The sequence below is a fragment of the Halosimplex yunnanense genome, from assembly GCF_054504345.1.
The window spans coordinates 171,354-186,318 of the sequence record NZ_JBTJEL010000029.1 but is presented as its reverse complement, the minus strand read 5'-3'; the positions used below and the strand labels follow the sequence as shown (position 1 = coordinate 186,318).

Genomic DNA, 14,965 nt, shown 5'->3' with positions numbered 1-14,965 from the left:
TCCGACTGACGCCGGGGAGATATAAGCGTTCCTCGGCCGTCACGACGACAAACGGCTCGGGACGAGTCGCGGCGGAAAAAGGATGAATCGGGGCCGTCGGCGAGTTCGCCCGGTCAGTTACCGGTGTACTGGATGCCGTCGCCGACCTTCGTCGCGATGAACAGCGCGTCGTCGATACCCTCGGTGATCTCCGAGGGAGCGTTGAGTTTCCAGTTCTGCGTGTTGAACGCGCCCGCGTCGGGCTCGTACATGTTCTCGTGCTCCGGGACGTGCTGGTTCCACCACCACATCAGCTCTTTGTGGTACTTGGATTCGCCGGTGGTCTGCCAGCTCTGGATGTGGTCGGCGACGTTGATCTCCTTGGTCCCGCTGGAGCCCTCGGGGTCGCCGATGGGCATCGGGATCTCGGTGTCGAGCGAGAACTGTGCGAGACTGGAGAGCCAGTCGACGACGAGGCCCGGCGCCCACATCGCGGTGATGCCGTTCGCCGAGGAGCCGTCGGGGATCATCTCGTACTCGCCGTTCTGGCGACGCTCGTCGAAGGTCGCCGAGTCGACGGAGTTCTGGGTCACGCTGACGCCGAAGTTCTCGAGGTTCTGCTGGAGGATCTGGAAGTCGACGCGCTCGGTCGCGTTGAGGAACTCCAGTTCCCACTGTTCGCCGTCCGGCGTGAGCCAGTTGCCGTTGCTGTCCTGCTCGAAGCCGGCCTGCTGGAGGTACTCGGCGGCGCGCTCGGTGTCGTTCTGGCCGTACATCTCGAAGTCCTGGATCCACTCGGTGGCCTCGTGGTCACCGATCTCCAGGATGCGGCCGGGCACGCGGCACGGCGGCCACTCGAAGCGGCGCTTGACGCCCTGCAGCAGGTTGTCGACCTGCTGGCGGTCGAAGACGTGACAGATCGCCTTGCGGACGAGTCGGTCGTTGACCGGCGTGTCGTAGTCGTTGAACGCGCCGCAGTTGAACGTGAACAGGCTGTTTGCCGACCGGGCCTCGCGGTACAGCGAGTGCGTGTCGGGCAGCTGGCTCTTCAGGTCGTTCTGGACCGGGAAGCCGCCGGCGGTCGCGTCCACCTGGTTGCTCGAGTACGGCTGGACCGGCTGATTCGTGTTCGGGAAGTTCCGCATCGCGAACTCCCGGAAGTTGATGTTCTCGGCGTTGGGGTGGTCCTCGTAGAGCTCGCAGACGATGATGTTGTCGCCGACGTCCGCGATCTGGAAGGGACCGTGTCCGATGGGGTCGTCCGTGATCGCCGGGTAGTTGGCCGTCGTAATCTCCTCGATGACTGCGGTTAGCTCGTCGCCCTCGGAGTTGCGCAGGCGCTCGTGCCAGTCGCTCCACTGGTCGTCGTCGTGCTTCGTGAAGACGCCGCGCGCGAGGTTGCCGTGGTAGTCCGCGATAGTGTTCTGCATCGCGAACTTCGGCGCGTACGGCGTGTGGAGGTTGACGCGGACGAGCTGGTCGTCGACCGCCTCGATGCTCTCCATCGCCACGTGGGCGTTCTCGCCCTCTTCGGCCTGCGCCTTGAGGATCTCCAGTTCGATCTGCTGTTCCATCGCGTAGTCCTGGGCGACGAACTGATCCCCGTTGTGCCACGTGTAGTCGTCGCGGAACGTGGCCTCGAGGGTCGTTTCGTCCGTCATCTCCCAGTCCTCGATCATCACGTTGATGATCTGGTCCGCCGAGGGGCTGTAGGCCGCCGGGCGGTCCATGATCGCCGCACCGGGCCACCAGCAGCCAGTCTGCGCCGGGTTCCACGGATTCAGGTGTCGCTCCGGCGGTGCCGCGTCGGCGTGGTCGAACAGGCGGAATCGGGCGTCGTTGACGCCGGACATGCCGTCGCCACCGTCGCCGGAGGTTCCGTCGCCGCCGTCACCGCTCCCGTCGCCGGAGGTCCCGTCTCCGCCGTCACCGCTCCCGTCGCCCGGTGTCGGAGTTCCGTCCTCACCCGAGCAACCGGCGAGCAGGATGACGCTTCCGGCGGCACCGGCCCTGATGAAGTCGCGTCTCGTACTCCCGTCTGATCGCCAGTTGTCAAAGTCTGGCATACCCCGACTTTGAACATGACTCTATATATACTTAACTATCTTTGCGGTCGGTTTCGCCGGTCATCGGGACGTCGGCGGTCGAAGCGGCCCGCGGTGATCCGCTCGGCGGGGGTCGCGCTCCGGCAGCTTTAACGGGGGGTAGCCCATGGAGTGGGGTATGACTGAGGAGCGCGGACGCGACACCGACAGCGATCAGCATCGCAATCCGCCGGTCTCCCGACGGCGACTCCTGACGCTCGCGGGGGTCGGCGCGGCGGGCGCCGCGGCCGGTTGCGGTTCGCTGGGCGGCGACTCGACGACACCCGAGTCCACGTCTACGGACGACGCGACGGACTCACCAACGCGGACACCCCAAGCGACAGCCGAGGCCACGGACTCGGCGTCCGAGACGTCGACTCCCGCCGAGACGGAGCGGTCGGGGACGACGATCGCGCCCGGGTTCGACGCCGCCCTCTTCGAGGCGTCCCCGAGTTCCACCGTTGCGCCCGTCGACGGGTTTGCCGACGCGAGCTGGCTGTCGGGAGCGACGCCCGAGGTGGTGAAAGTCACCACTCTCGACGCCGACGGTGAGGGGTCGCTTCGGTGGGCGCTCGGCCAGTCCGGTGCGCGCATCGTGGTCTTCGAGGTGGGCGGCGTGATCGACCTCGGCGGACGGTCGCTGAGCGTCTCGCAGCCGAACGTCTTCGTCGCCGGCCAGACCGCTCCCTCGCCCGGGATCACCCTCGTCCGCGGTGGTCTCCACGTCGAGGCCGACAACGTACTCCTCCAGCACCTGCGGGTCCGGCCGGGCGACGACATCCCGGAACCGGTCGACGCCATCGGGAACGCTGGGGGCTCGAACGTCGTCATTGACCACTGTACCGCGACGTGGGGGACCGACGAAGGGCTCTCGACGAACTCCCCGGACGCGCCCGACGTGACGATCAGCAACAACATCGTCGCGGAGTGTCTCCACGACTCGATCCACCCGAAAGGCGCCCACTCGATGGGGTCGCTGGTGATGAACAACAGCGAAAACGTCACGCTCGCGGGCAACCTCTGGGCGCACAACGTCGGCCGGCACCCACGGCTCAAGGGCGGGACGAGTTCAGTCGTCGCGAACAACGTGATGTACAACTTCGACCGCGGGACGAACCTCGGCGGCGGCGTCGCCGCCGAGACGACCGCCTCCATCGTCGGGAACTACTACCGGGCCGGTCCGATGACGGCGGACAACGAGCCCGTCGTCGGGGCGACCTATACGGACGCGGAAGGCCCTATCACCGCGTTCGTCGCCTACAACCGGACGGATCCGTCGTCGATGCCCGTCGTCGGCGACGGCGCACCGATCGAGATGGCGAGCACCCGACCGCTGTGGCCCGACGGCCTGACGGCCGCCGACGCCGAGGAGGCCTACGAGACCGTCCTCTCGTCGGCTGGGGCGCGTCCGGCCGACCGGACACCGCACGACGAGCGCATCGTCTCGGACGTACGTGACCGCGAGGGGACCTCGATCGACAGCCAGGACGACGTGGGCGGCTATCCGGACCTCGAGTCGACGACCCGTGAACTGTCCGTGCCGGAGGAGGGGCTCGCCGACTGGCTCCGCGAGTTCACCGTCGCCGTCGAACAGGGTTGACGCGCGGTCGACTCACCGACCAGTTCCGACTCCGTTTTCACGCAGCATTCTCCGTTCGTGCCTCCGTCCACGAGAGCGACGCATACCGCTCGTAGTCGGGCTGTCTCGTCGAACACGGGACGGTCGAGTGAGAGCGTCGCGACTGGCGGTCGGTCAGCGCGCGAAAAAATGGGACGTTTCGAACGATTCAGTCGCGGCGGCGGGCGATCAGCGCGACCGCCAGCAGCGCGACGAGCGTCGCGGCGAGTCCGAATCCGGGGCCGTCGTCGGCCGTCGTTTCGGGTTCGGCGGTTTCGCCACCGCCGTCACTGCCGTCGCCGCCCTCGTCGGGCGTCGCGGTCGGCGTGTCGGTCGGCGTGTCAGTCGGCGTCGCCGTCGCGGTCGGTGTGGCGGTCGCCGTCTGCGTGGCCTCGACAGTGTACGACGCGCTCGCAGCGACCTCCGAGCCGTCGTCGTTCGTCAGCGGATCGTCGGAGGCCGGGAAGTCGAACTCCTGGTTGTCGTTGGAGTCGACGTGGGCGGTCACGTACAGCGTCGCGTCCTCGTCGACCGCCTCGTCGAGCGCGATCGGCAGATCGGAGTGCTCGCCGGCTTCGAGGTAGTCGCTGACGCCGATGGTCGGCCCGGTCGCGCTGCCCGTGTGGACCGAGACGAACCCGCCGTCGCTCAGTTCGAGGCTATCGACGGTGACGCTCTCGCCGTCGCCCGACTGGTCGCTCAGCGCGATGGACCCGCTCGGCGGGGCGCGGATGGTGCCGTTGATGCGCTCGACGACTACGACGTCCTGGTCGGGCACGTCGGCGACGATCCGCGCGGTCGCGGTGATGTTCGTGCCGACGGGGAGGTCGCTGGTGTCGAACGTCCCGGAGATCGTGCCCCACGGGTTCGTCATCCCGCCGTCACAGCAGATCTGCGGGCCGAGACCGGTCAGCCCCATCTCGCCCGTGTTCTCGTCCATGATGATCCCGCCGGAGTCGTTCCGGGCGACGAGGCGGATGCCCATCGCCGTCCCGCGGGCCTGCGTGGAGTTGAACGTGATCTCGGTCCCCTCGGCGCTGGGGAGTTCGAGTTCGTCCGCGTTGGCGAGGACGGTCTTCCCCTCGACGAAGCTGAACTGCGTCGTCTCCTCGCGGGTTCCCTCCTCGGTGTCGATGGTCAGGGTGGCCTCGTAGCGCTCGCCGATCTCCGGGTCGACCGGCTCGCCGTCCTGATACAGCGTCATCTCGCTGGGCAGCATCGAGAAGAAGAGGCCGGTCATCTCCGAACTGTTGTAGATGCGCTGGTCGGAGTCCCCGTTGTCCGGCGCGACGAACACGCCCGACGCGTTCCGGGTGAGGTTCAGCGTCTTCGGCTCGCCCTCGGCGTTCACTTGTTCGAGTTCGAACGACAGCGGCGAGTTCTGGAACTTCTGGACCTGACTGCGACCGGGCGAGCGGTCGATGGCCTCGAAGATCTCGTCGCTGGTCTCGAAGTGAACCCACATCTCGTCGAACTGGCCGTGGCCGTCGGTGTTCTTCGCGATAGTGGGGTCGCCCGAGGCGTGGCCGTCGCCGACCTGCTCGCCGACGCCGAAGGCCGTCTCGTGGTCAGGGTTGTGGTAGGCGATCGTCATCACCTTCGAGTCGCGGATGGTCGCGTTCTCGATGGCGTAGTTCGGGTCGATGACGTCGCGCACGGTGCCCGAACCGTTGGCCACTTCGATACGGTTGTCCTCACTGAGGGACTCGTCACCGTCACGGGCCGGTTCGCCGTCGATGGTGGCGTTCTCCGGCCCGGGCGCGTAGGCGGTGATCGTGAACTCCTGATTCTCCTTGCCGGAGAGGTCGAAGTTGCCCGCGATGGTGCCCCACGGTGCCGAGGCCTTGGAGTCGCTGTCCATCAGCGTCTGGTCGCCCTCGACCTCGACGGTGGTCGACTCGTTGTAGCCGTCCTCGGTCTCGAGGACGAGCTGGACCTCGGAGCCGCCCGCGAGCGTCGATTCGCCCTGAACGGGCGCGTCGACGGTGTTCGCCGGCGACAGGCTCTCGTTGAAGCGGACCTGGCCGTCGACCATCTCGAAGGTGGTCGTGTCGGTCTCGCCGTCGACCGTGAACGTCGCCTCGAACTCGTCGCCGGGCTCGAAGCTCGCGTTCTCGCCGTTCTCCGAGAGGACCGCCCTGTTGGGGTCGATCCAGACGAACAGACCGGTATCGGGCTCACCGCCGACGGTGAAGTCGTCGTCGATCTCCTCGGTGTCGGCGAAGACCATCACCGGCGGGACGTCGCCCTCGGTCGGCTGGGAGACCATCGGGGACTCGAAGCCGTCCTGGTTGTCCTCGACGTTCAGCTCCTTGTCGCCGTTAGTCTGGGTGATCTCGACGTCCCAGCTGTCGTTCTGGACGAAGTTCTCGGTCACGAGACCCTTGTCCGCACCCTCGCTGGGCGGGTTCAGGGCGTCGAGCCCGTCCGTCTCGACGTGCAGCGCGAGCATGTCCCACTGACCGTTGGGGTTGCGCGCCGTCGTGTTGTCGACGCGCAGCTGCGCGTCGCCCTCGGCGTTCGTGAACATCTCGATGCCTTCCGACTCGTTGCCGTCGTACTCGTTCGGCGGGACCGGATACGGTCCGTTGGCGTCACCGTCGTTCCGGAACCACGAGATCGTCAACGGCTTCGCGCTGTTGTTCTCGATGGCCGTGACCGATGCGTCGGCATCGGCTGCCGCCCCGACGGCGGCGTCTGTTCCCGTCTGTGCTCCCGCGACCGCGGCGGTCCCTGCGGCGACCGACAGGACCATCACGACCGCGAAAAACACCGCTCCAACTGATTGTGTTCGATCTGTCATATGTGATCCACTGGAAGATACGTGCGCAAAGTTGACTCACCGCCATATATATGTTTGTGATCTATTGCCTAGGGCCCGCGGGGGGCTGGCCGAGACGTTTCACACGGTGATCAGGTCGGGGCCGTCACTCGAAGACGCCGTCGAGAAATGGGAACTCCTCGGCGATCGAGAGTCGCTCGTTCCGACGACCGGACTCGTAGGCGGCCATCGTCACGATCACAGCCTTCAGTCCGTCGAGCGCGGTCGCCGGCGGTTCCTCACCGGTTTCGACCGCATCGAGGAACGCGGTTCCCTTGCTCAGGCGGCGGTCGTACCCGCTGTAGGGGTCGTGTTCCGTCCCGTCGGCGTCGATGGTCATCCCGGTCCGGTCGTCCCACTCGCGGCCTTCGAGGTAGACCGCGCCCTCCTCGTCCCAGATGTGAACGTGTTCGCGTGTCCGGGCGACGACGCCCGTGTCGGAGACGTTCGCCATCGCGCCTTCCTCGAACTCGATGATGGTGGAGGACTGCTTGTCGAAGACCTGGTCGTCGTCGTGGAAGTCGACGTAGGCGTTGACGTGCGTCGGCGTGAGCCCCGTCGTCCAGAGGATGGCGTCGACGACGTGGGTGCCGACGTTGAGCAGGTGGCCGCCACCGGAGAGGTCCGGGTCCATCCGCCAGTCCTCCATGGTCTCGTAGTAGGACTGCCAGTCGTGAGTGATCTCGCCGGTTATGAACCGCGGCTGGCGGTCGCCGAGCGCCCAGCGCTCGCGCGCGAGGTCGTAGGCCGGGTTGAAGTGGCGCTGGTAGCCGACCATGAACGTGCGGTCGCTCGCTTCGGCGCGCTGGTAAAGTTCGTGCGCGTCCTCGACGTCGGTGGCGAGCGGCTTCTCACAGAGCACGTGGAGATCACGGTCGAGCGCCGCGGTCGCCTGTCGATAGTGCAGCCCGTTCGGCGTTGCGATCCCCACGGCATCGAGCGGTTCCTCGTCCAGCATCGTCTCGTAATCGAGGTACTGCGAGGACGCCGGAACGGACAGTTCCGCCCCCGCTTCCGCCAGACTCTCCTCGCTCACGTCTGCGAGCGCGACGAGATTCGAACCGGGCAGTTCCTCGAACTGACGCGCCAGCCTGATACCGAGGCTGCCGACGCCGGCGATACCGACGGTTACCGCATCGGACGTGTCGACCATACCGAGTTGCTGTTGACCCAAACCGCAATTAATTGTTTCCCTCGGAGCAGCCGCGAACGCTTCGGAGTTTCGACCCCCGCCGTATCGCCGTCGCAGCCTCCCTATTCTCCGATCTTTGTTCCTTCGTGGGGAACTGAGATCCCTCACGAAAACGAGTGCAGGACAGCATATCCGGTCCCTCAATGCCCAACTACGAAGTATGTGCGTTATTCGCGAAGTGCGAACAGGTACCGAACATTCCGCCGACAGTATCCCCGTCTCTGCCGGCCGGTTCGACCGGCTCTATCGGCTCCAGCGCTCGACTGGAACCGGTTACGTCCGAGCATCTGATTACATGAATACAGATGTAATCGATCGAGGAATACCGGGGAGAGCGGCGTGTTAGGCGGTTTCACAGCCGGGAGCGATCTCGGCCGAACTTCCGGCGTCGCGCGGCCGAACGTGAGATTCGCGGGCCAGCATCGGACCACTCATGCGCTAGTTCCTCGTTCTTTGCTTGGGAACGGCTATCTATCGGTCCTCTACCACCGGACCGGCCCCGTCCCGTCGCAAAACGGCCCGATACCGCGACACAACCGATCGGCAATCGGGAACAGCCGAAACGAGAGTTGCTTCTATCGTTCCCGAGAAGAGAACAATTGTGATCGGAACGAGAATGTCTCGCTACTGTCGGATTCCAGCGGATGTCGGCGCTGAGAGAGTCGATCAGCTGTCGGCTCCATCCCCGAACGAACTTCGAGGGCCCTGTACCACCGACCGACTTCGCCCTCCCAGCCGGCACAGTGTCCAAAAGCATTAATAAGCTCCATTCGAACCGGTAAAGAGAGACGATGACCCCCGATAGACGAACCTTTATCCGAACGCTGGGGGCTGGCTCGATCGTCGGGCTGGCCGGCTGTTCAGCGCTCTCGGGTGACGACGACACGGACACGCCAGGTGACGACGCCGAACCGACCGATTCCGAAGGGACGCCGACTGACACGGACACACCGGAGTCGACGCCCGAGGAAACAGAGACCGAGACGGACTCGGACGGGGGCGGCGGAGGCGATGGGCCCACGATCATCACGATGGAGGCCGCGGGTGCGGACATCTGGAACACCACCGACCTCGGGCACTTCTACTACACCGAAGTCAGCGGCGACTTCGACGTGCAGGTACAGGTCTCCTCGCTCGAGAACACGAACCCCCACGCGAAAGCGGGACTGATGGTCAGGGCGGCGCTCGCGCCCGACTCGCGGAACGTGATGGTCCGCAAGCGCGCCGGGTTCGGCATCTCGCCGCAGTGGCGTCCCAAGGACGGCGCGTCGACGACGAGTACCACCTCGGAGCAGGGCGCACCGCTCAGTCGCGTCGACGGCGGTATGATGGAGAACGCGAACTGGCAGCGCCTCGAGCGCTCCGGGGACACGATCCGCGCCTACGGTTCCGCGAACGGCGAGGACTGGACGCTCATGGTCGAACTCACGACCGACCAGATCGAGCTCCCGGACACGGTTTACCTGGGGCTGGCGGCGACGAGCCACGACAACGCGAACGCGACGACGGCGAAGTTCCGAAACTTCTCCGGGGTCGAACTGACGGACAACCAGGATCTCGGCAGCCCGATCATCTCCGGGAGCGTCTCGGAAGCTCAGGCGGCGGTCGTCTCCGACCTCGGGGCCGACGCCGCACCCGACGCGGCGACGCTGCAGGGGACCCTGGAGAGCATGGGCGGTGCGGACAGCGTCGACGTGCGCTTCGAGTACCGCGAGGCGACGGCCGACGAGTGGACAGAGACCGACGCGACGACCGTCTCCGAGCCCGGATCGGTCGAGGTCGACGTTTCCGGGCTGACGCCGCGGCGCTACTACCAGTTCCGCGCCGTCGCCGTCGCCGGCGATGACGAGTTCGGCACTGTCAACCAACTGTTCTCGACGCCGAGCGGGTCCGACGGGAGCTCGGAATCGGGACCCGCCAGCAGTTCGAACGTCGACCCCGCGGACGGCTTCGCCGACATGGCCCCGTGGGTCGACGACGACACGCCGCTGGTCGTTGTCGACGAACCGACCCGGGATGCGCTCGCCGCAGCGACGAGCATCCCCGGCCCGCGCATCGTCGTCTTCGAGACGAGCGGAACGATCGATCTCGGCGCCGAGGACCTCAACGTCCGCAACGACAAGTGCTGGATCGCCGGTCAGACCGCCCCCTCGCCCGGGGTGACGCTCATTCGCGGCGGTCTCTGGGTTTACGGCAACGACTGCGTCGTCCAGCACATCCGCGTCCGGCCGGGCGACGCCGGACAGGACGAGGGCTGGCAGCCCGACGCCATCGAGATGGCCGACGACACGACGGGGAACGTCGTCGACCACTGTACCGGCACGTGGTCCGTCGACGAGAACATCAACGTCGGCTACGACACCGAGAACTCGACGATGACGAACTGCCTCGTCGCCGAACCGCTCAACGACGCCACCCACGCGAAAGGCGAGCACGGGTACAACTCCATCGTCGGCAACCGTGCGAAAAACGTCACGCTCTCGGGGAACATCTGGGCGCTCGGGACCGACCGTAACCCGCGTCTCAAGCAGGGCACCGAGACGGTCGTGGTCAACAACTTCGTCCACCACTACGGCGACGGCATGTGGGCCGACCCGGAGACGAGCCACAGCATCGTCGGGAACGTCTTCGAGGACCCCCAGACCGACCAGCCCAATATCTTCGGCCAGGGCAGCGTCTACAGCGAGGACAACGTCCAGCGCGACGACGCGGACGTGCCCATGGTCGGCGACGACATCACCGAACTCGACGAGCGGCCCCTCTGGCCCGAGGCGCTCGAAGCCGTCTCCTCCTCTGAGGTCCGCTCGCACAACCTGAAGCACGCCGGGGCGCGCCCGGCCGACCGCACCGAGACCGACCAGCGAATCGTCGAGGCCGTCCGCAACGGCGAGGGCGGCGTCATCGACAGTCAGGACGAGGTCGGCGGCTACCCCGAACTCGAAGAGAACACCCAGTCGCTCGACGTCCCGACGACCGGTCTGAAGGCCTGGCTCCGCGAGCAGGCCGCCGCCGTCGAACCGTAACTCGGTCCGTCGATCCGGTCCCCCTCCCTCCTCCTGTCGCTCGAAATCGGCCGTCCCTGACGCCGCTCTCGCTCTCCTCGCTGCCCAGTAGCTGTCGGAAACTTGTATTTTCAAAATCACCATAATTTTATATGTATTCCATATCACGCATCGATCGGAACAGCAAATGGCCAGAGATAGACGTACGTTTCTCAGCGCCCTCGGTATCGGGGCCGCCGGCGGACTCGCCGGTTGCTCCGGGCTCCTGGGCGACGAAACGACCGACAGCGGGGAGACGCCGGGAGACGAAGACACGGACGGCCCGACGGAGACGCCGACAGACACGCCCACCGACACGGCTGCCTCGACGGAGACGGACGCGGGAACGGAGACCGAGCAAGCGCCGGAGGCGTCGGGAGGGAAGACGCTCGTCACCGTCTCCGGGGGCGGCGAGGACATCTGGAACAGCAACGACTACGGCCACTACTACTACGAGACGCTGACCGGCGACTTCGACGTCCGGACGGAGGTCGTCTCGGTGCAGAACACGGACACGTACGCGAAGGCGGGCCTGATGGTCCGCGCGAGCATCGACAGCGGCTCGCGCAACGTCTTCATGCGAAAGCGCCCGGGCGACCTCCCGGTGTCGCCGCAGTGGCGGCCGGAAGACGGCGCGAGCTCCGCGAGCGTCACGTCGGACGCCGGCGGCGACCTCGCCCGCAACGGCGGCGTGTTCGAGGGCACCTGGCAGCGGATCGAGCGCGTCGGAGACACGGTCCGGACGTACGGCTCGGCCGACGGCGAGGAGTGGACGCTCCTGCTCGAACTCGGCGCCGACACGATCGACCTTCCCGACGAGGTACTGGTCGGCCTCGCCGTCACGAGCCACGACCGCGCGTCGCTGTGCGAGGCCCGCTTCCGGAACCTGGGGGGCTTTGCCCCCGACGAGAACAGCGACATCGGCGGCCCGATCATGAGTGGCGAAGTCTCCGTGGTCGAGGACGTCCCGGTCATCGAGACGGGCGACCCCGCCGACGTCTCCGCGACCGCAGCCACCCTGGCGGCGGACGTGAGCGACCTCGGCGCCGCGGACTCGGCGGATCTCGCCTTCGAGTACCGCGAGGTTCCCGACCAGGAGTGGACGGGGGCCGGCGAGACGACCATCTCCGAGGCCGGGGAAGCGACGCTCGAAGCGACGGGGCTCACGCCGCGGCGCTACTACGAGTACCGCGTCACGATCGACAACGGCGAAGTGACCTCGACGAGCCCGCCCGGCCAGTTCTCGACGCCGGGGCCGGGCAGCGGCGACGGCGGTGAGGGCCCGCGTTCGTCGGCGGCGATCGATCCCGCCGACGGCTTCGCCGACGTGGCGTCGTGGCTCGACGACGACACGCCGCTCATCGTCATCGACGAGCCGTCGGCCCAGCAGATCAAGACCGCGTTCAACGTCAACGGGCCCCGGGTGGTCGCCTTCGAGACGAGCGGTACGGTCGACCTCGACCAGTCCCACCTCGCGATCCCTTACGACAAGTGCTGGGTGGCCGGCCAGACCGCCCCGTCGCCCGGGATCACCTTCATCCGCGGCGGGATACAGGTCAACGGCGACGACTGCGTCGTCCAGCACCTCCGCGCGCGGCCCGGCGACCTCGGCCTCGACGAGAACTGGCAGAACGACCCGTTCCGGACCGGGGACGACTCCGAGAACAACGTCATCGACCACTGTACCGCGACGTGGTCGACCGACGAGAACCTCTCCGTCGGCTACGACACGACCGACACGACGTTCACGAACTGCCTCGTCGCCGAGCCGCTCCACGACTCGATCCACCCCAAGGGCCCCCACGGCTACAACTCGCTCATCGGAAACAACGCCAAGAACGTCACGCTCGCCGGCAACGTCTGGGCGCTCGCGACCGATCGCAACCCGCGTCTCAAACAGGGCACGGAGACAGTCGTCGTCAACAACCTCGTCCACCACTACCACGACGGGATGTGGACCGACCCGGAGACCGCCCACAGCATCGTCGGGAACGTCTTCGAGGACCCCCAGACCGACCAGCCCAACGTCCTGGGCGAGGGGACCGTCTACGCCGAGGACAACGTCCAGAACGACGACGCGGACGTGCCGATGATCGGCGAGAACGTCGATCAGGTCTCCGACAGGCCGCTGTTCCCCGACGGTCTGTCGGCGATCGCTGCCAGCGACGTGAAGACGCAGAACCTGGAGAACGCGGGCGCTCGACCCGCCGACAGGACCGAACACGACGAGCGGATCGTCGCGAACATCCGCAACGGCGATGGCGGCGTCATCGACAGCCAGGAGGAGGTCGGCGGGTATCCCGACCTCCCGGAGAACACCGAAGCGATCGCGGTGCCCGACACCGGTTTGCGGGCCTGGCTCCGCGAGCAGGCCGTCGCCGTCGAACCGTAACTCGGTCCGGCCCCTCCCGTTTCCTCGTCTTCTCCTCGTCCAGCGGCGATGATTCGAAACTTGCCGAGTCGCCGCGGTTCGACGCCGAGAGTCCCCTGATCGAAGCGTGAAAACTGGTAGAAGCGACCCCTTCAGTCGGCGTCGACAGCGAAGTCGTCGGCGTCGGGGGCCTCGACATGGTCGGCGAGGTCGCCGTGGTTGCCGGCGAACGATACCCGTCCGGGCTCGTCGCCCCGGACCCGGAGGAACGTGCCGTCGCCCTGCCAGTCACAGCCGCTGACGAGCGTCCCGTCGACGTCGAGCAGGTCGAGCACGGGCGTCTCCTGGTCGGCCTCGACGTGGAGGCCGTCGATCGAGACCCGACTCGTCTCCTCGAAGGCGAGCGCCGGCGCCTCGTCGGTTCGGATCTCGACGTTCGAGAAGGAGATGTCGTCGATGGACTTGCAGAACAGGCCGTGGCGCTGGTCGAAGCCGTCGGCCATCGCCGGCGAGAGATCGGTCGAGTCGAGCGGGCGCGTCGCGTCGATCTCGACGTTCGAGAAGGAGATGTTCTCGAAGTGCTGCTCGGGGAGGCCCGCGAAGAACCCGGCGGTCTCCACGTTCCGCGCCGTGATGTTCGAGTAGGCAACGTTGCGAACCAGCGGCGTCGACTCGTCGACGGGGATCGGCTCGCTGTCGATGTCCATGAAGTAGTAGCCGTTGATGGTGAACGGGCAGGCGACCCGGCGCATGACGATGTTGTCGAAGCGCAGGTCCTCGACGACGCCGCCGCGGCCGCGCTGGGTCTTGATGCGGACGCCCCGGTCGGTGTCCGTGAACGTGCAGTTGCTGACGGTCACGTCGCGGACGTCGCCGGACATCTCCGACCCGATGACGACGCCGCCGTGGCCGGCCTCGACCGTGCAGTTCGTCACCGTGATCTGCGACGCGGGGCGGCCGATCTCCCGGCCCTCCGCGTCCTTGCCGGACTTGATGCAGATGGCGTCGTCGCCGGCGTTGAGATAGCAGTCGCTGATGCGGACGTACTGCGAGGAGTCGATGTCCATCCCGTCGCCGTTGGGCGCGTCGTGGGGGTTCTCGATATTGACGTCGTGGAAGGTGACGTTGTCGGAGTAGACGACGTGAGTGTTCCAGAACGGCGAGTTCTCGAGGGTGATCCCGGAGACGGAGACGTTCTCCGAGTCGTCGATCTGGAACAGCGGCGGGCGGAGCGTGAAGCTACTCACGTCGTCGGCCTTGTCGTTTTGCGCGTGGAACTCGTCGAGGCGCTCGACGAGCGAGTCGGGCAGGTCGGCGTCGTCGACGCCGTAGAACTGCCACCAGTAGTCGCCCTGCCCGTCGACGGTTCCGCGGCCCGTTATCTCGACGTTCTCGGCGTCTTCGACGAGCAGACACGGGTGGAAGCCGGTCTGGTTCCACCCCTCCCAGCGGCCCTCTCTGGCCGGGAACGCCTCGTGGTCCCGCACGAACTTGAGCGTCGCACCGGCCTGCAGCTCCAGCGTCGTCTGGCTCCCGACCGTCAGCGGCCCGGTCAGGTACTCTCCGGGCGGGACGACGACCGTTCCACCGGTGTCGGCGCACTCGTCCAGCGCCGACTGGAGCGCCTCTGTGTCTCGCTGCTCGCCGGTGCCGGACGCACCGACGTCTCTCACGTCGCGTCTCGCGTCGCTATCGGACATGGCTCGTCTATCACTGACGCCGTCGATAAAACTTCCCCTCCCCGATCCACGGTGCCTGCGTGGGACAGCCCTGCCATCCCGCTGTCTCGACCGTACTGGCCGATCCAGGATATGATAATATCTGCATCCTTTCTAGCTATGGTAGTATTTCTGGTAGCA

At 66.6% G+C, this 14,965-nt stretch carries 7 protein-coding genes; 3 read left to right on the top strand and 4 right to left on the bottom strand.

The genetic code is table 11. The annotated features are described in order from the left end of the window. Positions 1–113: 113 nt before the first annotated feature. Positions 114–2,045 carry an ABC transporter substrate-binding protein gene (locus AB2U09_RS04355; RefSeq protein ID WP_459191465.1) on the bottom strand — a complete coding sequence of 644 codons (1,932 nt, stop codon included), beginning with the start codon at positions 2,043–2,045 and terminating at the stop codon, positions 114–116. Positions 2,046–2,202: 157 nt separating this feature from the next. Between AB2U09_RS04355 and AB2U09_RS04350 the strand changes: the two genes are divergently transcribed. Next, positions 2,203–3,663, top strand: coding sequence for a pectate lyase family protein (locus tag AB2U09_RS04350; protein ID WP_459191464.1), 1,461 nt, complete (start codon positions 2,203–2,205; stop codon positions 3,661–3,663). 187 nt (positions 3,664–3,850) lie between these two features. Here AB2U09_RS04350 and AB2U09_RS04345 read toward each other — a convergent pair whose 3' ends face one another. Next, the gene (locus tag AB2U09_RS04345; RefSeq protein WP_459191463.1) at positions 3,851–6,484 is read right to left on the bottom strand and encodes a DUF7282 domain-containing protein; all 2,634 of its coding nucleotides are present in this window, start codon (positions 6,482–6,484) and stop codon (positions 3,851–3,853) included. A 124-nt stretch (positions 6,485–6,608) separates the two neighbouring features. Then, the gene (locus AB2U09_RS04340; RefSeq protein ID WP_459191462.1) at positions 6,609–7,655 is read right to left on the bottom strand and encodes a Gfo/Idh/MocA family protein; all 1,047 of its coding nucleotides are present in this window, start codon (positions 7,653–7,655) and stop codon (positions 6,609–6,611) included. A gap of 830 nt (positions 7,656–8,485) precedes the next feature. Here AB2U09_RS04340 and AB2U09_RS04335 point away from each other — a divergent pair. Together AB2U09_RS04335 and AB2U09_RS04330 are read left to right on the top strand one after the other, a co-directional pair. Next, positions 8,486–10,717, top strand: a complete 2,232-nt coding sequence (locus AB2U09_RS04335; protein WP_459191461.1) for a DUF1349 domain-containing protein — start codon at positions 8,486–8,488, stop codon at positions 10,715–10,717. Between the two features lie 166 nt (positions 10,718–10,883). After that, positions 10,884–13,127 carry a DUF1349 domain-containing protein gene (locus AB2U09_RS04330; protein ID WP_459191460.1) on the top strand — a complete coding sequence of 748 codons (2,244 nt, stop codon included), beginning with the start codon at positions 10,884–10,886 and terminating at the stop codon, positions 13,125–13,127. Between the two features lie 131 nt (positions 13,128–13,258). Here AB2U09_RS04330 and AB2U09_RS04325 read toward each other — a convergent pair whose 3' ends face one another. Beyond that, complete coding sequence (locus tag AB2U09_RS04325; protein ID WP_459191459.1) at positions 13,259–14,806, bottom strand: glycoside hydrolase family 28 protein; 1,548 nt, start codon at positions 14,804–14,806, stop codon at positions 13,259–13,261. Positions 14,807–14,965: the final 159 nt, after the last annotated feature.